This window comes from uncultured Roseibium sp., assembly GCF_947499295.1.
GTDB lineage: Bacteria > Pseudomonadota > Alphaproteobacteria > Rhizobiales > Stappiaceae > Roseibium.
The window spans coordinates 59,872-80,074 of sequence record NZ_CANMNP010000010.1; the positions used below are offsets into that span (position 1 = coordinate 59,872).

The 20,203-nt window shown below is 53.0% G+C and carries 19 protein-coding genes; 10 read left to right on the forward strand and 9 right to left on the reverse strand.

Translation table 11 applies throughout. The features are described from left to right. Window positions 1-104: 104 nt before the first annotated feature. Window positions 105-998 carry a UTP--glucose-1-phosphate uridylyltransferase GalU gene (gene galU, locus Q0835_RS16335; RefSeq protein ID WP_298815500.1) on the reverse strand — a complete coding sequence of 298 codons (894 nt, stop codon included), beginning with the start codon at window positions 996-998 and terminating at the stop codon, window positions 105-107. 390 nt (window positions 999-1,388) lie between these two features. Here galU and kdsA point away from each other — a divergent pair, with 390 nt between their 5' ends. Together kdsA and eno are read left to right on the forward strand one after the other, a co-directional pair. Continuing rightward, window positions 1,389-2,237: a 3-deoxy-8-phosphooctulonate synthase gene (gene kdsA, locus Q0835_RS16340; RefSeq protein WP_298962997.1), complete on the forward strand. Its 849-nt coding sequence runs from the start codon at window positions 1,389-1,391 to the stop codon at window positions 2,235-2,237. 142 nt (window positions 2,238-2,379) lie between these two features. Then, a complete protein-coding gene (eno, locus tag Q0835_RS16345) occupies window positions 2,380-3,654 on the forward strand; it encodes a phosphopyruvate hydratase (protein WP_298815504.1) in 1,275 nt (424 codons plus the stop codon). 76 nt (window positions 3,655-3,730) lie between these two features. On the opposite strand, the gene Q0835_RS16350 is transcribed toward eno, so the two are convergent. The 4 genes from Q0835_RS16350 to Q0835_RS16365 all read right to left on the reverse strand — a co-directional run bounded on the left by Q0835_RS16350 (window position 3,731) and on the right by Q0835_RS16365 (window position 9,217). Next, a complete protein-coding gene (locus tag Q0835_RS16350) occupies window positions 3,731-4,405 on the reverse strand; it encodes a DsbA family oxidoreductase (protein ID WP_298815506.1) in 675 nt (224 codons plus the stop codon). Window positions 4,406-4,498: 93 nt separating this feature from the next. Next, complete coding sequence (locus Q0835_RS16355) at window positions 4,499-5,680, reverse strand: hypothetical protein (protein WP_298963000.1); 1,182 nt, start codon at window positions 5,678-5,680, stop codon at window positions 4,499-4,501. Window positions 5,681-5,689: 9 nt separating this feature from the next. Continuing rightward, complete coding sequence (locus tag Q0835_RS16360; RefSeq protein WP_298963004.1) at window positions 5,690-7,321, reverse strand: class I adenylate-forming enzyme family protein; 1,632 nt, start codon at window positions 7,319-7,321, stop codon at window positions 5,690-5,692. A 24-nt stretch (window positions 7,322-7,345) separates the two neighbouring features. Then, entirely contained in the window at window positions 7,346-9,217 is a 1,872-nt protein-coding gene (locus tag Q0835_RS16365) for an extracellular solute-binding protein (RefSeq protein ID WP_298963007.1), read from the reverse strand. Window positions 9,218-9,482: 265 nt separating this feature from the next. Here Q0835_RS16365 and Q0835_RS16370 point away from each other — a divergent pair, with 265 nt between their 5' ends. Continuing rightward, window positions 9,483-10,094 (forward strand): invasion associated locus B family protein, encoded by a 612-nt coding sequence (locus Q0835_RS16370; protein ID WP_298815514.1) that lies wholly within the window; start codon window positions 9,483-9,485, stop codon window positions 10,092-10,094. An 83-nt stretch (window positions 10,095-10,177) separates the two neighbouring features. Here Q0835_RS16370 and hspQ read toward each other — a convergent pair whose 3' ends face one another. From hspQ to Q0835_RS16385, 3 genes are all read right to left on the reverse strand, one after another. Continuing rightward, entirely contained in the window at window positions 10,178-10,501 is a 324-nt protein-coding gene (gene hspQ, locus Q0835_RS16375) for a heat shock protein HspQ (protein WP_152501751.1), read from the reverse strand. Between the two features lie 102 nt (window positions 10,502-10,603). Then, a complete protein-coding gene (locus Q0835_RS16380) occupies window positions 10,604-11,647 on the reverse strand; it encodes a CoA ester lyase (RefSeq protein WP_298963014.1) in 1,044 nt (347 codons plus the stop codon). A 92-nt stretch (window positions 11,648-11,739) separates the two neighbouring features. Beyond that, window positions 11,740-12,705, reverse strand: a complete 966-nt coding sequence (locus Q0835_RS16385; RefSeq protein WP_298963016.1) for a lysophospholipid acyltransferase family protein — start codon at window positions 12,703-12,705, stop codon at window positions 11,740-11,742. 228 nt (window positions 12,706-12,933) lie between these two features. On the opposite strand from Q0835_RS16385, the gene Q0835_RS16390 reads away from it, so the two are divergent. Both Q0835_RS16390 and Q0835_RS16395 read left to right on the forward strand, forming a co-directional pair. Beyond that, on the forward strand, window positions 12,934-13,884 hold the full coding sequence (locus tag Q0835_RS16390) for an AEC family transporter (RefSeq protein WP_298963019.1): 951 nt from the start codon (window positions 12,934-12,936) through the stop codon (window positions 13,882-13,884). Window positions 13,885-13,911: 27 nt separating this feature from the next. Next, window positions 13,912-14,334 (forward strand): DUF1801 domain-containing protein, encoded by a 423-nt coding sequence (locus Q0835_RS16395; protein WP_298963021.1) that lies wholly within the window; start codon window positions 13,912-13,914, stop codon window positions 14,332-14,334. 15 nt (window positions 14,335-14,349) lie between these two features. On the opposite strand, the gene Q0835_RS16400 is transcribed toward Q0835_RS16395, so the two are convergent. After that, window positions 14,350-15,552, reverse strand: a complete 1,203-nt coding sequence (locus tag Q0835_RS16400; RefSeq protein WP_298963023.1) for a UbiH/UbiF family hydroxylase — start codon at window positions 15,550-15,552, stop codon at window positions 14,350-14,352. 233 nt (window positions 15,553-15,785) lie between these two features. Between Q0835_RS16400 and Q0835_RS16405 the strand changes: the two genes are divergently transcribed. From Q0835_RS16405 to uraH, 5 genes are all read left to right on the forward strand, one after another. Next, window positions 15,786-16,706, forward strand: a complete 921-nt coding sequence (locus Q0835_RS16405; protein WP_298963025.1) for a DUF2182 domain-containing protein — start codon at window positions 15,786-15,788, stop codon at window positions 16,704-16,706. A 188-nt stretch (window positions 16,707-16,894) separates the two neighbouring features. Then, window positions 16,895-17,611 carry a CDP-alcohol phosphatidyltransferase family protein gene (locus Q0835_RS16410; RefSeq protein ID WP_298963027.1) on the forward strand — a complete coding sequence of 239 codons (717 nt, stop codon included), beginning with the start codon at window positions 16,895-16,897 and terminating at the stop codon, window positions 17,609-17,611. A 192-nt stretch (window positions 17,612-17,803) separates the two neighbouring features. Next, window positions 17,804-18,781: a quinone oxidoreductase gene (locus Q0835_RS16415; protein WP_298963029.1), complete on the forward strand. Its 978-nt coding sequence runs from the start codon at window positions 17,804-17,806 to the stop codon at window positions 18,779-18,781. Window positions 18,782-18,847: 66 nt separating this feature from the next. Further along, the gene (locus Q0835_RS16420) at window positions 18,848-19,747 is read left to right on the forward strand and encodes a LysR family transcriptional regulator (protein WP_298815530.1); all 900 of its coding nucleotides are present in this window, start codon (window positions 18,848-18,850) and stop codon (window positions 19,745-19,747) included. Window positions 19,748-19,851: 104 nt separating this feature from the next. Then, window positions 19,852-20,202, forward strand: a complete 351-nt coding sequence (gene uraH, locus Q0835_RS16425; protein WP_298815532.1) for a hydroxyisourate hydrolase — start codon at window positions 19,852-19,854, stop codon at window positions 20,200-20,202. The last annotated feature ends 1 nt before the right edge of the window (window position 20,203 follow it).

Sequence of the window (20,203 nt, forward strand, 5' to 3'; positions counted from 1 at the left end):
GAGGTTCCTGAACAAGGGAAGAGCCGAACCACCTGTTGGTGATCCGGCTCTGTCCTAATCCGTTCTTCGAAGTCTTTTCAAGCCCACTGGCAATCAGGAAGCTATTATTCGGCGGCCAGAGGTTGCTGGATCATTTCCTTCATGAATGGAACCAACTCTTCCGCAAGAGCCGGGTCGTCCATTCCGAAGGCGATGTTAGCCGACAGAAAGCCGGGTTTGCTGCCGCAATCGTAGCTGCGGCCTTCAAACTTCAGCGAAGCAAAGGACTGCTCTTTCATCATTGAAAGCATACTATCTGTCAGCTGAATCTCGCCACCTGCACCTTTGGTCTGATTTGACAAGAGTTCAAAAATCTCAGGCTGCAGAATGTATCTTCCGGTGATCATCAAATTTGAAGGTGCGGTACCTGGTGCCGGTTTTTCAACCATGTTTGAGATCTTGCTGGCATTGTCGTTGATTTTTGCGGCGAGCTCGACAATTCCGTATTGATGGGTCTGATCATCCGGCACTTCTTCAACGGCAATGACGTTGCCGCCCGTCTGATCGTAGAGATCAACCATCTGCCTGAGGCAACTGACTTGCGATTTGATGATTACGTCAGGCAACAGGATCGCAAACGGCTCATCACCGATAATATCTCGTGCGCACCAAATCGCATGCCCCAGACCGAGTGGCGCTTGCTGGCGGGTGAAACTTGTAGAACCGGGCTCAGGCCGGTGCTTTTCCAAAAGTTCGAGCGCAGCGTCCTTGTTACGGGACCGGAGAGTATCTTCAAGCTCGTATGCCACGTCGAAATGATCTTCGATGACATGCTTGTTGCGACCAGTCACAAAAACAATGTGCTCAATTCCAGCCGCCCTTGCTTCATCGACAACGTACTGGATGATCGGCCGGTCAACAATTGTGAGCATTTCCTTCGGCACGGCTTTCGTAGCCGGCAGAAATCTTGTCCCGAGTCCGGCCACAGGCAGCACGGCCTTGCGAATTGGCTTTTTCATTTTTGCCTTCCAATGCTTTGCGTCAGCTGTTTTTGAAGCGGAGAGGCCGGTGCACGACCCCATTGTTCAAACTACGGATCTAAAATCGCTAACAAAGGGTTATCTACTGAATGTCGATCTTTGCGATTAAGAGAATATGACCGCATGAGACATTTGTCGATTTCATTTTGTGCAACGCAATATTTTTGCTGGTTGTAAATTTGTCCGCAGGCTTGGAAATGTCGGCATTGCCGGGTTCTCGTTTCATTACATCTTCCAGGCGTTGGCATGTGCGAACCGCAGTTGCAGCAGACGCAAAAGAAGGCTATGCAATGCCGGAATCCTGTCCGAGGCCAACGTTTGCTAAGACAGGCGCGAACCGCGCCTTCTTATGCTAAAAAATGGTGATTGATGTCCGAGCCTAATCGCGAAGTATCTGTTGGAAACGTAACTTTCAGCAATTCTGCTCCATTCAGTCTGATTGCCGGGCCATGTGCAATGGAAAGCCGTGATCACGCCATGGAATGTGCAGAGGCAATCAAAGGAATTGCCGATGGCCTCGGTATTGGACTGGTCTATAAGAGTTCCTTTGACAAAGCCAACAGGACCTCACTCTCTGGAGGTAGAGGCGTCGGACTGAAAGACGCTTTGCCAATCTTTGCCGAAGTCAAAGAGAAATTTGGGCTTCCGGTTATTACAGACGTTCATTCCGCCGATCAATGCGCTTCAGTCGCTGAGGTGATCGACGTGCTTCAGATCCCAGCGTTCCTATGCCGGCAAACGGATCTTCTGGTTGCAGCAGCCAAGACCGGTAAGGCCGTCAATGTTAAGAAGGGACAGTTTCTCGCGCCCTGGGACATGAAAAATGTCCTGGCCAAGGTCACAGGCTCGGGCAATCCCAATGTTCTCCTGACCGAACGGGGTGCCAGTTTCGGATACAACACTCTTGTGACCGACATGAGATCCCTGCCGATCATGGCGCAGACAGGGGCGCCCGTCGTATTCGATGCCACTCACTCAGTGCAGCAACCGGGCGGGCAGGGAGCATCCACTGGTGGCGACAGAACAATGGTTCCCGTTCTCGCCCGTGCAGCGGTTGCCGTTGGCGTTGGCGCCTTGTTCATTGAAACGCATCCCGATCCGGACAAGGCACCATCAGACGGACCGAACATGGTGCCGCTCAACAAGTTGGAAGCGTTGTTAAAACAGCTGCAGGCGATTGATGCCGTCGTGAAATCCCAGGCTGATGCAGCCGAGTAATGTTTGGGCCGCACCGAAAAGTGCGGCCTTATCTTTGGAGCGTCGTTCCGACCCTTAAGCCTTTTATCAGGCGTCCAGCAGTGCCGGTTAAAAGACCTGGCCCAGTATCAATTCAAGTCCATTCCGACAAGGAGTTCTATCCATGACCGCCATTATCGATGTTGTCGGCCGTCAGATCTTTGACAGCCGCGGCAACCCAACCGTAGAAGTCGATGTCTTTCTTGAAGACGGCTCCTTTGGCCGCGCTGCTGTGCCTTCCGGCGCATCGACCGGCGCTCACGAAGCAGTAGAACTTCGGGACGGTGGAAGCCGTTTCATGGGAAAGGGCGTGCAGAAAGCTGTTGATGCGGTCAACGGCGAAATCTTTGAAACAATCGGTGGTCTGGAAGCAGAAGACCAGCTTCAAATCGATCAGGCTATGATCGATCTCGACGGCACTCCGAACAAAGCGCGTCTTGGCGCAAACGCCATCCTTGGTGTGTCATTGGCAACAGCGCGCGCAGCTGCTCAGGCATCCGGCCTGCCTCTCTATCGTTATGTTGGTGGTACATCTGCGCGTATCTTGCCCGTTCCGATGATGAATATCATCAACGGCGGCGCTCATGCGGACAATCCTATCGATTTCCAGGAATTCATGATCATGCCGGTTGGAGCTGAAAGCCTCAGCGACGCTGTACGCATGGGTTCGGAGATTTTTCATACACTGAAGAAAGCTCTCAACGCTGCCGGCCACAACACAAATGTCGGCGACGAAGGGGGCTTTGCTCCAAATCTGGAATCGACCGACGCCGCCATCGGCTTCGTAATGAAGGCAATTGAAACGGCCGGTTACAAGCCAGGCGAAGATGTTTATCTCGCTCTCGATGCAGCCTCGACTGAATTTTTCAAGGACGGAAAATACGTTCTGGAAGGTGAGGGCAAATCTCTCGCCCCCGAAGAGATGGCCAAATATCTGGATGATCTTGTATCGCGTTACCCGATCATCTCAATCGAAGATGGTTTGGCAGAAGACGACTGGGAGGGCTGGAAGGCGACGACAGATCTCGCCGGCAACAAGTGTCAGCTTGTGGGCGACGACCTTTTCGTGACCAACTCGGAACGCTTGCGCAAAGGCATCGACATGGGTGTCGCGAACTCGATCCTGATCAAGGTCAACCAGATCGGAACTTTGTCCGAGACACTAGACGCGGTAGAGACGGCACATAAAGCGGCTTACACTGCCGTCATGTCACACCGCTCAGGTGAGACAGAAGATTCGACCATCGCAGACCTGGCAGTGGCCACCAATTGCGGCCAGATCAAAACGGGCTCATTGGCTCGTTCTGACAGGTTGGCAAAATACAACCAGCTTATCCGCATCGAAGAAGAGCTTGGTCTTCAGGCACAATACGCAGGTCGTTCGATCCTGCGAGGATAGGCCAATTAGGCCAGTTACGAACTCAAGAAACAAAAAGCCCCGCTTGATCGCGGGGCTTTTTACGTCTTGCCGTAGATCAGTTTACCGTTTCGGTTTCCGGAAACGTGCGGGTTTCTTCCGCATGCTTCAACGCTGCGGCAATCGTTTCAGCCTTTTCTGCCCCGGCCAACACGAACCGCCCATCAATGATGAAACACGGAACGCCTGTAATCCCGGACTCTTGCGCCTTGCCGATTTGAGCGATGGTCTTGTCGAGATCGGAATCCGTTTCAAACAGCTGTTCAACCAGATCAGATTCCATACCTGCCTCGTCGGAAATCCTAACGAGAGTTTCGGATTTCGTTAGATCTTCTCCATCAAGGAAATAAGCTTTGAAAAGCCGCTCGACGACTTCGTCCTGCAGATCATCCGCTCTCGACCAGAGAATGAGTCGATGGCAGTCCAGTGTATTTGGCGACAATTTGATGGCATCGAACGCAAAGTCGATGCCTTCCTCAAGGCCAGCTGCCTTGATCTGGCTGTAAAAGGCATTTGCCTGGTCCAGGCTCCCAAACTTGTCACTAAGGTACTGTTGCCGGTCTTTTCCAGTCTTGGGAAGCGTGGCGTCGAGTTGAAACGGATGCCAGCGAACCAATACATCAAGATCCGGGACTGATCTGATCGCTGCCTCCAACCGTCTCTTGCCGATATAGCACCAGGGGCACATCACATCGGAGACCACATCGACGGTCAAAGGGGCAACATCGGTCATTCATCCATCCATCATGAGTGTCATTCACAAAGCCTAACGCCTTAATCGGATATGCCAACCCCAATTTCGGGGCAATCTTGTGGCAAAAGAGCTTCAAAGAACGGTATGACTCAAGATCGAGTTAATACGTTTTTGAAGCCTCTCCGTCCCTGCCTCATTTTTCAAGACGGCCACCGGGCCGAAATCTCGAACCAGACAAACCAGGTCCTCGTCCCGACTTGTTGCATCAGCAACCGACAGAAGGGTCGCATTGATCTCTTCAAGATTGAAATCACTGGACACGGTCAAACCGAAATTTTCCGGCTGAAGTCTCATTTCCCATAGATCAAGACCTCGAACGGCCAAAGCGTTGCTACAGGATTCAAGATAATTGGTGTAATCCTCAACACCGAGACCACCGTGATTGACCTGCTGCCTCAACCAGACGTGGCTTTCCGCGAGAACACGGTCAGCAAGACGGCGCCGTTTTCCAAACCGGATGGCAGCTTTCAGTCTCCTACTCAGGGTTTCCTTACGGTTCTCTCCCGCAAGCACATCCGACGCACCGTTTCGGAACAAAAGGACAAAGTCTTCTTCACGCTCGCAAACGGCCAAGACAGGCAGACCTGCAAAACGGGAATCTCTTCGAATTTGCTGCATGTAGTCGATCGCATCATCAAAGGGAGCATCCACTACAACCGCATCAAATGCACGTTGAGACATAAATTCCACAGCCATATTGCCGTCAAAGGCTCCGACAACTTCAACTTTGTCGTCACTGGCGTCCTGCCATTCCAGAAAACGGCCGCTGAGACCGACAACCATAAGGCTGCTCGTTCCGCTATGGTGCGGGGCGGTTCCAAATCCTGGGATGCGGCCAAATACTCTTCTTCGTAGCTGAGCTTCTTCAGACCGCAGGATTGCGCGTTGATGAATGCAGATCAACATGATCAGTACGTCATCGGGCACAACCCGATCAATAATCGCGGTTGCCGGCAGGTCCTCGGGTAAAACATCTTCGCTGCCGGTCAGAACATAAAAGGGAACTTCGCACGGCAACTTGGCAATTTCATTTAGAAGCCAACTGAAAAACGGACCGCGTTCCGTGTCATCAAAACCAGCGATATCCACCACGATGGCGGCGGGTAGGGCTGTCGGTAGGGCATTGCCGCGCGCAAACATGTCGTGAAGGGACACATCCAGATCTTCCGGATCGTCCCCGACACTGGTTCGCCTTGGACGCCGCCCCGCATACCAATAGGGACCACGCCAGGAAAGCGAAGTTTCAACGTCCATTCCCACTCCCTATGCCACGGCAGCCGGCAGTCGCTGCGTCCGCATGGTCAGCCTATCCCTGCAAAGCGTGCCATCGGCATTTTGAGGCAAAGACTGCAAGATCAGCACGCGATGGGGAATCTTGGCCAGGTCGACGCCCTCAGCATCAAGATAGGCGAAAAAGGCGCCCGCATCAGGCACATTTCCCGGTTCTGGTACGAGCGCCGCATACATTCTGGCCCCCAAAACACTGTCTTCGACGACGAAAGCAGCAGCTTCCCTGATGCCTGGATACCTTGAATAGATCACGTCGATCGTTTCGAGATTTCCGGTTCCAAGCGCATACTGGCCCGGAATGCCGAATCCGGAGATGCCACCTTCTGACATTTCGACCTTGATATTGGTATTCAGATAGCCGGTTCCCTCCCACCGCACACGTCGCAGCTCACTGTTGATCGTGCGCCAACCTATCTCGGGAACCATGGCCCCTTTCACCAAAAGCGTGGGTGTCTGATCTTCCACTTCGTCAGTCACAGAGACTTCAAGGAGGGCTGGCCCGCTTTCGCACCCGTTCGACCCGCTATACTTTCCCAGCGCGGTCGCCTTCATTTTGGCAGACGGCCCTCGAGCCTTGGCCACAAGTGCAAACTCATCTGCAACATGAAGATCAACAAGCCTGCGACGCGCCACAAATGTGGTTGGATGTGGCGCAGCTATGTTCCAGGCTGCGAGTACCGACGTGTTGTTGTTTTCAAGCTTCCGGTCCAAAGTTTGCGCAAGTGGACCAGGTGTCATGACAACATCAGCACCAACTTCATTCGCATGTGCTGCAAGGTTTGCCAGAGATGTCGGGTGGTGCAAATGCAACGTTCCGCCAGTCTGCAGCCAGGGAACGAGGCCGCCTCCAAGTCCGGTCAGCCCACTTAGAGAGTAGGGCACGAGGATGTTGCTGGCTTCCTTGATATGAGCTTCTTGAACGACCATCTGGCCAGCGGCCATCCAATGGTTGTGGCACCTGCTCACAGGAACATTTTCTTCGCCGCTTCTGCTCCAGCAGATCGTGGCAGTATGATCAGCCGGATCCGGACGGTCGCTGGACGAAAACTCAAGGTCGTCTGCCATATCACGCAGCAACGGCCCGAGTTCAATCAGTCCATCCGGAACGTCCTTGCCGAGCCCAAAAACGAAACGCAGTGAAAAGAGGTCGGCGGCAACATCGCGGGCCGCGACACCAACATCTCTGGTTTCAACACGATCAGCCGCAACGAAGCCTTTTGCTCCTATTGAATTCAACGCCTCCAGCACATTCTTTTGGCGCCAATGCAGAGGTAATGGGGATACGATGAGGTTGGCCCTGAAAGCTGCCAAAAGAGCAATCACCGTATCGACCGTGTTGGGCGACTGAACGCCGATAACATGATCGGCGGACAAACCAACAGTACTGTAAAACGCAGCCAGCCGGTCGACTTCACGATCGGCTTCAGCATAAGTCAGCGATCTTGGACCGCCTCCTGTCCAATCGGCCCGGTCGGGTGCGTCCACAAGGGCCAGTCTGTCTGGATGTTCGGAGGCTGTTTTCTTAAGGAGATCGTCAAGCGGCACATCGGACCAAGCTCCGCTTTCGTGGTACTCCTTTGCAAGGCTTTCTTGAGTGACTTTCATATTATCTTTCGTCCATAGGTCCGATCATTGAGCGGTGGCTGACCACCAAGTGTCGAATTCATGCCCGTAAAGGGAGTGCGACTGCGGTGGGATGACCTTTTTCCAATGGGCAACCCAGTCATCTGAAACGTGATACAACGGAACGGCGTAAGCTCCTGAGATGAGCACACGGTCGAAGGCTCTGACGGCATCGACGAAATGCTCGCGGCTGCGTGCTCCAACGATCTCATTGATCAATGCATCAATTGCCGGCTCCCGAGCACCCACAAAATTGAAGGAACCTTCCTGATCCGCTGCTTTCGTCGACCAGCGTCCATATTGTTCTGCACCCGGTGACAACGATGCCCTCCAGGTGTTGAAAACCATATCGAACTCGCGCTTGGTCCGTCGGTCTTCAAACTGCGCCGGATCAACACTTCGCACAGTTGCTTCAATGCCTAGAAGTTCGAGTGTACGGATATAGGCCAGTGCAAGCTTTTCTTCGTCTTCGTTCTTTGCGAGGATCTCAAACGATAGCGGCTTTCCGGTCGCCTTGTTCACGAGTTTCCGGTTATCCAGGCTATACCCTGCCTCGCCAAACGTTTCGAGCGCTTCACGCAGGACTTTCCTGTCCCGTCCGGAGCCGTCCGCATCTGCAGGCCTCCAGGTACCGGCCATGACTTCCGGGTCCACCGCATCAGGGAAGGGCGCCAGCAATTCCTTTTCGCGCTCGCTTGCAGGCCGTCCAATAGAAGACAGATCTGAATTGTCCCAATACCCAGCGGTGCGTTGATAGAGCCCGTAGTAGAGGTTCGCGTTCACCCACTTGAAATCGAAGAGCATGCTGAGGGCTTTGCGGACGTTTTTGTCCGTAAATTGCTCACGCCTGGTGTTAAACGCAATGCCTTGCATTTTGGCAGGGATACCGAATGGAATAGCGAGCTTCTCAACGTCACCGTTTTCAGCCGCCGGAAAGTCAAATCCGGTCGCCCAACGTGCCGGGTCGCGGAACTGGAGCGCATTCACAAGGCCTTTCTTGAAGGCCTCCTGGAGTGTCGTTTCATCTCTGAAATATTCGACCCGGATCTCGTTGAAATTGTCGAAACCGGCTTTGACCGGCAGATCTTTCGCCCAGTAGTCAGGATTCTTTTCATAGACGACCAATCGACCCGCTTCGATCGTCTTGAAAGTATATGGGCCAGACCCGACTGGCGGGTTAAGTGAGGACTTGTCGAAATTCTCGGCATCTGTGTGTTTTTTGGAGAAGATCGGTGCCAGCGCAATGAGCAGAGGCAATTCGCGATTGTCTCCATTTTCAAACACAAGCTTTAGACGGTTTGGGGCGGTAACCTGCTTTTCCTTGATAGCTGCGTACCAGTTACGATAGGGCGGCCGCCCCTTTTCTTCGATGATTTCGAGCGAAAAAATGATGTCGTCAACGGTTAAGGGTGTGCCGTCGGAAAACTTGGCGTTCGGGTTCAGCTCGAACTCGATCCATTCGCGGCTATCGGGCATGCGAACGCGCTGTGCGACGAGCCCATAAAGCGAAAAAGGTTCCGCATAGGAGCGAACGAGAAGGCTCTCCAAGATGTTGTTGCCAAACTGGCGTTCGCGCATCCCTCTTGCCGTTGTCCAACCACCTTGAACAATGAACTGATTCATGCTGTCGAAGGTTCCCTGAACGCCAAGCGTTATGGAGCCGCCCTTGGGAGCATCTGGATTGGCGTAGGGAAACGGTTCATCGGGTCCAAGGGCAGGGGATCCGTGCATGGATATGCCATGAACCCACGGCACGTCTTTATCATCGGCAAAAGCTGTTGAACCCGAAAATGGCACCGCCGAAAGGGAAAGCGCAAGCGCAGCCCCAAGGACACCGTTCTTCAGAAGTGAATGCACAGTACTATCAATAAAACGCATGACAACCGCCCGAGATACCGTTGATTCTCACCCTTTAGCCTAACACAAGGATTGTTGAGACGCGCCCGACGCAAGAAATAAACACCAAGATATTCAGATTTGAATCCAGGACAGGGCCTACGTTGCAAATCGGCCACCCTCTTGCCCTAATTAAGTGCGTTACCATGTTTTCACGGATCAAATGTTCTATCGGGTCTTGCGGTTACATCCGGAATGGCTCAGAACAACGCGAAAGTTTCGCACACGCACGATTGAGGACGTTTCGATGAAGAGTGTTTTGAAAAGAGGATTGTTTGGATGCGCTGCAGGAGCGTTCCTGGCTGTGTCTTCTTTTGCAGGTGCTCCCGCAATCGCCCAGGAAGAAAATAGCCCTTGGACGAAGGCGTGTAACACCAATCCGAAGACGCAGAAGGAAATCTGCTTCATCTCGATTGAACTGCGCACCAACACAGGCCAATTCCTGAGCAACATCGCTATTCAGGAAACGGAAGGCGAAGCACGCAAGAAACTGCTTGTTGCCGTTCCGACGGGTGTTCTTATTCAGCCGGGCTTGCGCATTCAAATTGACGACAGCAAGCCCGTGCAAGGCAAATACAGCATCTGTGCACCCAACGCCTGCTATGCTGAACTTGCTATCGATGAGACTTTCATCAACGCCATGAAGCAGGGCGGCGAAATGAGGGTTGCACCTTACAACCAGCAGGCCAAGGAAATCGTCTTCAAAATGACGCTGATCGGTTTCACCAAGGTCTATGACGGTGATCCGATGAACATTGCAGAACTGCAAGAACGTCAGGAAGAATTGCAAAGCGAGCTGCAAAAACGCGCTGACGAGGCACGTCAGAAGCTGATTGACGCTCAAAAAGCCAGCGAATAGCCACAAGCTTCTGCTTGAATGCACAAAGGCCGGAACAATCGTTCCGGCCTTTTTCTTGTCATTTCACAATGACATAAATCTGTCTAGTGGATCTCGACGCTTCGCGGCAAATAGGAACCGTCGGTCTGTTCCTCAAATATCTCTTCCACCTGCGGGTGCCGCACCGGTTCACCGGTCATGTCAGGTTCGAGATTTTGCTCGCTCACATAGGCGACGTATTCAGTCTCTTCGTTCTCAGCAAGCAGGTGATAGAACGGCTGGTCGCGCTGCGGACGCACGTCCTCTGGAATTGCGTTCCACCATTCTTCCGTGTTGCTGAACGTTGGGTCGACATCGAATATTACGCCCCTGAAGGGATAGATCCGGTGTCGAACGACCTGTCCAATTCTGAATTTTGCCGTCCGCATGGTTACTCGTCCGCCTACTGCATGCAATGCCGGGATACCGTGTCAGCAGCCTGCTTGCAAGCGTTGTGACATTAAACCTTAGACATCGAGCCTTGCGAAAGTCTAAAGACCATAGATTTCAGCAAGCTCACTGTCCTTCGATGACACAAGTTCCGCCAAATCTACAATCACCTTTGCTTGTTTCCATGTGGCATCGTCTTGCATCTTACCATCAATCATGACCGCACCCGTACCGTCTGGCATCGCATCTAGAATCTTCTTTGCAAATGCGACTTCAGCCGGATCGGGAGAGAACACCTTCTTGGCAATATCAATCTGGGTCGGGTGAAGGGACCAAGCGCCCAAACATCCCATCAGGAATGCATTTCGAAACTGGCTTTCGCAGGCTTGAGCATCGGAGAAATCGCCGAAGGGGCCATAGAAGGGTTTCAATCCATAGGACAGGCAGGCATCGACCATCTTGCCAACAGTGTAGTGCCACAAATCCTGCTGGTAGGCTGTCCGTGCATTGCCCGTTTCCTCCGGATCGGCCAGGACCGCATAATCGGGATGACCGCCACCGACACGCGTTGTTTTCATGCCGCGTGAAGCCGCCAGATCTGCCGGACCCAGGCTCATGCCATGCATTCTCGGGCTGGCAGCGGCAATTGCCTCAACGTTTTTTACGCCTTCTGCCGTCTCGAGAATGGCATGGATCATGATTGGCCTGGCAAGACCGGACTTGGCTTCGAGCTGAGCCAGCAGCTGATCCAGATAGTGGACGTCCCAAGGGCCTTCGACCTTAGGCAGCATGACGACATCAAGCTTATCGCCCACAGCAGGAACAATTTCCAGGAGGTCATCCAGAAACCAGGGGCTGTTCAGGCAATTGACACGTGTCCACAATCCCGTTGAACCGAAGTCGTTGTCTTTCGCGAGCTGTATGAAGCCATTGCGGGCATCAGTTTTAGCGTCCGCAGGGATGGCATCTTCCAGGTTCCCAAGCACGACATCGACCTTCTTGATCAGGTCGGGCACTTTCGCACGCATTTTCTCAATATGGGGCGGGACGAAATGAATCATCCGCTCAAGAGTGACCGGCAACTCCCTGAACGGCGACGGTGCGCCAATCGCAAGAGGTTGATAAAACGCGCTCGGGGTCTTCATGTATCAGCATCCTCCACCAGTATGGGAGATAGCTATAGCGCCAATGCTGCGCTGCAACCATCCCCCGAAAGGCGAAAGGCTCAATCAGACGGTCAACCCAAATCTAGCTTGGCAATCGCAGCTTTGCGCGCCTGTTTTTGAGCAGAGGTCTTGCCGGGAGGCGCCCATTTCTTGTGGATCCACATCCACTGATCGGGATATTCGCGAATCCAATCCTCAAACACCGCATGGATCTGTGCGGTTGCTGCCTCGATATCGGCCTGCCGGTTGTCAGTAACCGGGACATGTATAGCCCGACCTTCGACACGAAAGTGAACGCCCTTCTTTCGGACAACTCTTCCAAGGACGATTGGAACATTGCAGGAGCGTGCAAGCGATGCCGGAACAGGATTGGCATAAGCCAATTGTCCGAAAAAGGGCACTTGTATGCCTCTTGTTTCCCGCAAATCTCCCATCATGGCGACGACACCACCCGATTTGAGCGTTGCAAGTATTTTACGCGCCGTCTGGTGGCTTTTGGAAAGCAGGCCTCCTTTATAGAGGTCCCGTCTGAGGGCCCGCAACGCCTTGTCAGCCTCCGGATTTCGGAGAGCCTGATAAATTCCCGTAATTGAAAGTCCATTTTGGACAGCAGGCTGGACACACAGCTCCCAGTTTGCGCTGTGAAGCGAAACGAACATACATGCCTTGCCGCCTTTCAGCAGCTCTTGCGTCTCGTCGTCGGCGTCCGCTTCAAACCGGTTTTTCTTGCGCAAAAGCCTGTCGATATGGAACGTTTCTGCCGCGACCCGTCCTAGGTTTTCCCACATGCCACGAACAATTCTTTCACGCTCTTCTGGCGACATTTCCGGAAACGCCTTTTCCAGATGCCGAAGCGCACGCTTGTGCCTTGCATTCAAAGGAGCGAGCCGGCGCCAGGCCGTGCCCATAACGAAAGACGCAACATCGACCGGAATGAGTCGAAACACCCAAATTGCGGCATGAAGGGCGAGACCTTCGACCCAATTCTGAAAAGCCGTCAGCTTGGGATGATTGCGCTGTCTTTTCTTCCGTGACATTTCGGACAAGTGCTCTCGTTTTTTGCACCTCTTTAATTGGAAGAGGGCTTGTCCCAATCAGGTCCGCTTGAATGTGACCTTGCGATGTGGTTTCAGACCTGATTGGAATGCGGGTCAACGTGTTGACCTTTAAGTCACGCGTCCTAGCCAAGCCAGGCGCAAGATGCAAGCGCCTTCCGACTATTGCCCAGTATGAACCGTCACAGTCTATCGAACTCTGGAAGTTGAATGCAGGACGTCGTTTCACTTGCCTTGCCGTTTTTCGGTCTGATTCTCCTTGGTTTCGGCGCAGGCAAGTTGCGCAACTTGCCCGAAGCTGGGTTGAGCTGGATGAATTTTTTCGTCGTCTATCTCGCCTTGCCTGCCTTGTTTTTTCGTCTTTTGTCGGAGACACCTTTCGAACAGTTGGCAAACGTCTCATTCGTCGCTGCCACAACCTTCACAACCTACATCGTCTTCGCAATTTCGTTCTGTATTGGCGTATTGGCAACTCGCGGAAATATTGGCGAATCCACCATTCTCGGCATCGCCGGAGCGTATTCGAACGTGGGTTACATGGGGCCGGGCCTGACACTTGCCGTTCTTGGTGAACAGGCAACCGTGCCTACAGCACTGATATTGGCATTCGACAATGCTCTGATGTTCATCTTGGCCCCGCTCCTGATGGCACTTGCAGGCACCGAAAACGACAGTTTCCTGGGAACACTGAAGCAAATCGGCACACGCATTTTCACCCATCCGTTCATTCTGGCCACCATCGCTGGCGTGTTGGCCGCAGCGTTGGAATTTCGCCCTCCTCAAGCGGTTGATACACTGTTGCGATACCTCAGTAATGCGGCAGCACCCTGCGCATTGTTCGCAATGGGGGTGAGCATTGCGCTTCGCCCAGTTGGCAGAATTCCGCTGGAATTGCCGGTTGTATTGGCCATAAAGCTGGTTTTGCATCCGGTTCTGATTTTCTTGCTGCTGAGTTTTCTGGGTGGCTTCGACCCGAGCTGGGTTGCCACAGCTGTACTCATGTCGTGCCTGCCGCCAGCAACGAATGTTTTCGTGATTGCGCAACAATATGGAACCTATGTTCAAAGAGCCTCCAGTTTCGTACTGATAGGAACCGCAATTTCCATTGCGACCGTCACTTTCTTCATTTGGGCGATTACGACGGGACTTTTGCCAACTTGAACAAGCTGGACAACATCGGTGAATGAAATGAAAGACAACCCGGATGTCCTGGCGGTCATAGATCGCTATCCAGAAGAGGTGAGGGCTGCAATTCTGAGATTGAGAGCCCTCATTGCCGAAACCGCCAAGTCCAGCGAAGCCGTCGGTACGCTCGAAGAAACACTGAAATGGGGACAGCCCAGCTATCTGACAGTTCGTCCGAAGTCAGGAACCACTGTTCGTATCGACCGGGATACTTCGGATTCAGGTGATTACGCACTTTATGTCAATTGCCAGTCTTCACTTGTATCGGAATGGCGCGGGCTCTTTCCAAACATGACGTTCGGCGGAAATCGCAGCGTTCATTTTCGACTGGATGCCAAGATGCCGGAAGACGAACTTCGGCAGATGATGCTTATGGCACTCACATACCACGCCAGCAAAAACAAACGGAAAGCACCTTCGCCGTGATCGGTTTGATTTCTGCTAACGACCGAACCTGAAGGCAGATCCTGGCGCTAGCCCCTCTCGCATAAGCATGCGGCGGAATGGTCCAACACGTTCAGCCAAATGCATACTTACACTTCGTGCAGCCTGAACTGGCAGGAAATCCGTTAAAAGAGATCGGTTCAGTGCATCAACTGCACTGGTGCGCGAACGAATATCTCTGACACGCTTTGTTTCATATGCCTTGAGCACCGCATCGCGTCCAAGATCCTGATGTTTCATGCGTGCAGACAAGAGGACACCGGAAAGGTCCATGACGTCCCGCAGCGACAGGTTTAGGCCTTGCGCCCCAATCGGCGGGAAGACATGCGCTGTTTCTCCAACAAGCGCCAGTCTGTCTTTGACCAATGTCTGCGCCGTAAGTCCGGACAGAGGAAAGCTCTGCGGTTTCGAAGCCAACGTGAAACGTCCCAGGATGGAGTGCGCGCGCCGCTCCAGCTCAAGCTCCAACTCATGGGTATCAAGTGAAAGAAGGGTTTCAGCTCCTTCCGCCGTTTCGACGCAAACGAGCGAGGATTGCCTGCCAGGCAGTGGAACAAGCGTGTATGGACCGGTTGATGTATGAAATTCAGTTGAAATGTGCTGATGCGGCAAACGGTGCTCTAGGTTCAACACAACGGCGACCTGAGGATAAGACCACCGGCGAACCTGGATCCCGGCGGTTTCTCTAAGGACGGAATTCCGCCCGTCTGCAGCGACAACCAGCTGTGCCTCAATGGCTTGCCCGGAGTTTGTAGTCAAAAGTGCAGTTTCGTCTCCGTATTCAACTTGAGCAACGCTGTCATCCAATTCGGCAACGTTGCTGTGCGCTTCACATTGTTTCTCAAGAACATTGTTAAGTTCGTGGTTCAAGATATTGAAACCAAAGACTTCCATTCCGAGTTCAGCACTGTCAAATACAACTTCCGGCGCACGAATGAGCCGACCTGTGTTGTCAATCATACGCATCTTTTTAAGCTCGCAAGCAGTGTCGGCAAGCTCGTGCCAGACACCGATTTCTTGCAACAACTCGATGGACTTTTGCCAAAGAGCGGTTGTGCGCCCATCCTTTTGCGTTGATCGTGGAGCTACAAGAGCGCATGAAAAGCCATTTTGCGCCAATGTCAGCACAGCAATCCGTCCTGACGGTCCACCGCCTACGATCGCTATGTCAAAGATCTGGGACAAATTTGTTTTCGGCATGATCCAGGCTCACGTGAAAAGGATTGGCTTAAGATCGACCGCAGACAAAAGAAATTCAACGGGACGAAGTTACGCAGCCTGTTTGATACCGCGAACCGAGTTTTCAGCATATGTTGTCCTTGTGAGCGAAATCAAATTCTTCGCATCAAAGTGCTGCTATCCATTCTGACCAAGCAGGTGGCAAATTAGCAGGCTTGCGACAAGGCAAGATCAGCGGATTAAAGGAAGTGACAGTGCCATTGACCACGGCCAGCTACACTCAGATGGACAGTGGATTTCCGCGCGGCTGGCCAATGGTTTTGTTGTTCGTTGCGCTTCTAACGCTATCCGGTTGGGCATATCTGGTTGCCATGGTTGCTGAAATGGTCCCCGTGATGGACATGACCGAAGCTGGTCCCGGAATGGGATTGCTGAACCAATTCAATCTGTTCAAGGGTCTGTCTGCAGACGCAAGAGCCGCTCTCGCTGTCCTTTGTCTGCCAGCGGGCGCCACGTTTGGAATGCCAGGCCCTGAGATGGCTGCAGTAGACGTTTTGAAGATCTTCGTAATGTGGGCCATGATGGCGCTCGCAATGATGTTGCCAAGTGCAATTCCCATGCTGAGGGCCTATCACTTCAAGTTGGGCCAAGAAACAAACTTTAAGACCAATCCGGCGCCTGCCGTCATCAGTGCATCGATAGGCTATGTGCTTGTCTGGCTCGGCTATGCGGCATTGGCAACGTCAGCCCAATTGTTGCTATTCAAGATAGGTGCAGTCAGTGACATGATGGCACCGGCGACGCTTGCGTTGACCACAAGCGTCCTTTTCGCCGCAGGGCTCTACCAATTCACACCTGCCAAAAAGGCGTGCCTCGTGCGTTGCTGGTATCCACGCTGGGTCTTTGCTGAGTCGACTGTGGGCAACCGCATTGCAACCGGCATGAAAGAGGGCGTTGCCCAGGGCTGGGCCTGCCTTGGTTGTTGCTGGGCGGTGATGACAGTGATGTTTGCGGTCGGCCTTATGAACGTCATATGGATCGCAGTGCTGGGTGCGGTGATGGCCTTGGAAAAAACATTCCCGAACCGCGTCTTTCCATATCTTCTTGGTGTTTTCTTCCTGGTGTGGGCAGCGTTCTTGACCACCGTCATCCTTCTTGGAGGCAAGGCTGCCTGAAACCAAAACCTTTAACGACATCAAGATTGGCAATGAAAGTGAGCTGGGGCTGTTTTTTCGGTTCACACTGTCATACGATTGCAATAAAGGTTTCCAACCGCTCCAGCGTAGTGACAGGTTATTCCAACAATTGATCCAGTCCGACCGCTGTCAGCCTAATTCACCCTGGATTGGAGTGAGGACTTCGCGTGACGGACATTCCGACAGGTAAAGACAGAGCCGAACCGGCCCTGTTTCTGATTCATATCCTGACGGCGTCCGGTGCGCCCATTGCCCTTGTAGCACTCTTGGCCGGGGCCCAGGGAAACTGGGCGGAAATGTTCGCATGGCTGGGCTTGGCCTTCTTTATCGACGGGATCGATGGCCCACTCGCTCGTCGATTTAACATAGCTGAAAAGCTGCCCCGCTGGTCTGGCGCTTCCCTTGATTTTGTCATCGATTACGCAACCTACGTTTTTCTGCCTGCGTTCGCGCTCTCCTGGAGCTTGATGTTGTCGCAGCCCTGGAACTGGATTTGCGGCGGTTTGATAGTCTTCACAGGAGCGCTTTATTTCGCTGACAACGGAATGAAAACGCCGGATGGATCCTTCAAGGGGTTCCCTGCCGGTTGGAACATGGTCATCTTCGGGTTGATGGTTCTCTCTCCGTCAGAAGGCTTCACCATCGGATTTATCTTGCTTTGCTGCGCTTTGACATTCGCGCCGGTCCGTTTCGTTCATCCGGTACGTGTGCGACGCTGGCGTGCGCTGACGCTCCCGGTGACACTCCTGTGGATGGGTCTGGCGGCGCTTGCCATTTTGGACAACATGACCTTGAACGCCCCGATGGCAATGCTTTTTACTGCTGCCAGCATTTACCTGTTCTTCGTTTCCGCAGTTCAGCAGGTGCTCGACCGGGTCGATTGAACTGTTCAGGATGAGCACTTGTTGTTCGTCTATCAATTGATCCGTTCGCAAATCAGACTGGCCGGCAAAACGCCGATCAGTTGCTATGTGCCTAAGGTCTTTCCCGATACCATCCCAGTCACTAAGGTTCCCCAAAAAGAAAACCGCCGCGATGCCAACTGTGCTGACCGGCCTGAACGCTGAGGTTCTAAAATGGTTCAAGCGATCTGCATTCACGAAACAGGTGGTCCCGAAGTCATGCGCTGGGAACATGTCGAGGTCGGAGAACCGGGAGCTGGAGAGGCCCGCATCAGACAGACTGCAATTGGCTTGAATTTCATCGATACATATTTCCGGTCAGGTCTTTATCCATCGCCTGACGGAACACCGTTCAGTCCGGGCAATGAAGGTGCGGGGATCGTTCAAAGCGTTGGCGAAGGCGTAAACCATCTCCGTCCCGGTGATCGTGTGGCCTATGTCGGTCCAATTGGCGCCTATGCACAGGAAAGAGTGTTGCCCGCTGACAAGCTGGTTGTCCTGCCGGAAGGCATTGATGAGAAGACAGCCGCCGGAATGATGCTCAAGGGCATGACGGCGCAGTATCTTTTGCGCCAGACCTTTAAGGTTGACAGCAACACGGTACTCCTTTTCCACGCAGCCGCAGGCGGCGTCGGCCTGATCGCCGGGCAATGGGCCGCCCACCTTGGTGCAACCGTCATTGGGACTGCAGGGTCGGACGAAAAGATCGCACTGGCCAAAGATCATGGCTACCAGCACATGATCAACTACCGCACCCAGAATTTTGTTGAACGTGTTCAGGAGATCACCGACGGGAAGGGCTGTGATGTTGTCTACGATTCTGTGGGCAAGGACACGTATCCCGGCTCTCTTGACTGTTTGAAGTCGCGCGGGCTGTGGGTCAGCTTTGGACAGTCTTCCGGTCCGATTACAGATTTCAATCTTGGTCTATTGGCTCAAAAGGGCTCGCTTTTCGCAACAAGGCCGACGCTCTTTAACTACATCGCTACCCGAGAAGCCTTGGAAACGACGGCAGGTGAGCTTTTTGAAGTGGTTCAAAAAGGTATCGTCAAGATAAACGTCAACCAGGAATATCGGCTTGCTGACGCGGTCCAGGCCCATCAGGATCTGGAAGGCAGAAAAACCACCGGGACCACCGTTCTGGTCCCTTGAGGCATATCAGCATTCATGCGATCGGTTAGGGCACAAGATCTATCCAGGAACCTATACAGTCCGGCGATGCGCTACTTTTTGGCGGTCGCCGAAGCTGGCTCCATGCGGGCGGCGTCACGGGAACTCAATGTCGCTTCTTCGGCGGTCAATCGGCAAATTCTCTGGCTTGAAGAAGCGCTAGGATTGCAGCTGTTCGACCGGGTCGGTCGACGATTGAAACTGTCTCAGGCAGGCGAAGTTCTTCTGGCCCACATTCGCCGCACCTATTCGGACTTCGAAGGAACCGTTGCCGAACTTGATGCCCTGAAGGGTCTGCGGCGCGGCACCGTTTCAATAGCAAGCGTTGAAAGCGTTGCTGAAAAACTGCTGCCCGCGCTGATCAGCAGTTTCCGAAAGAGCTATCCGGGAATTCATGTAAACGTTTCCGTATCGTCTTCTCACGAGGCTGCCAGGAAAGTCGAGGCCGCGGAAGCGGACGTCGGTTTCACATTCGATCCGCCGGAAACATCCGCACTCTCTATCGCATTCCAACATGATCTGGGAATTGGCGCGTTGATGACGCCCGATCACCCGCTTGCTAAGTCAAAATCCCTCAGTTTGCAGGAGTGCCTGAAATATCCTGTCGCATTGCCGGCACAAGGGCTTTCACTGCGCACGCGAATAGATCTTGTCAGAAACAGGATACCTGGCGCTTCAAGAACTTATGTCGAAGCCAATTCTTTGCGGTTGATGAGAGCTCTTGCGCGTGAAGAGCAGGTTATCGGGTTCCAAACCCTGATCGGTTGTGAAGATGACTTGGCGTCAGGGATTCTCGTGTTCAAACCCCTGTCGGATGCACCGCTTCAGGCTGACCGGCTTTGTGTGATAACCTCTTCCCTGCGTGCACTTGCCTTGGCACCCGGGATGTTCTTCGATCACGCTGTGCTCACACTTAAGGATCATTTGCCTACTATTGATGCCAAATAGGCATCATAAAGCTCTCAAATGAGCGCTTTGGTTCGGTGCATTTTTAAGGCACATTTTTTCTTGATGGATTTTGCGGCATTTTACCGCAGACAGGAGAGGTTTAGATGGGGCGCCTGACTACGCATGTTCTGGACACAGCTCTGGGCAAACCAGCAAATGGTTTGAAAATCGAACTTTGGACAGCGGAAGACACACCCCGCCATATCTCGACGCACGAAACAAACAATGACGGGCGAGTAGACGCTCCGATTCTTGAAGGAGCGGCGTTCAAAACCGGTTCGTATGAATTGCGGTTTCATGCAGGCGCGTATTTGAAATCCACGACACAGCAGCTCGCCGACCCGCTCTTCCTCGACGTTATTCCAATCCGCTTCGGTATGGCGGAACCCGATGGCCACTACCATGTGCCGCTTCTTTTATCGCCGTTTGGTTATTCGACTTACAGGGGAAGCTGAA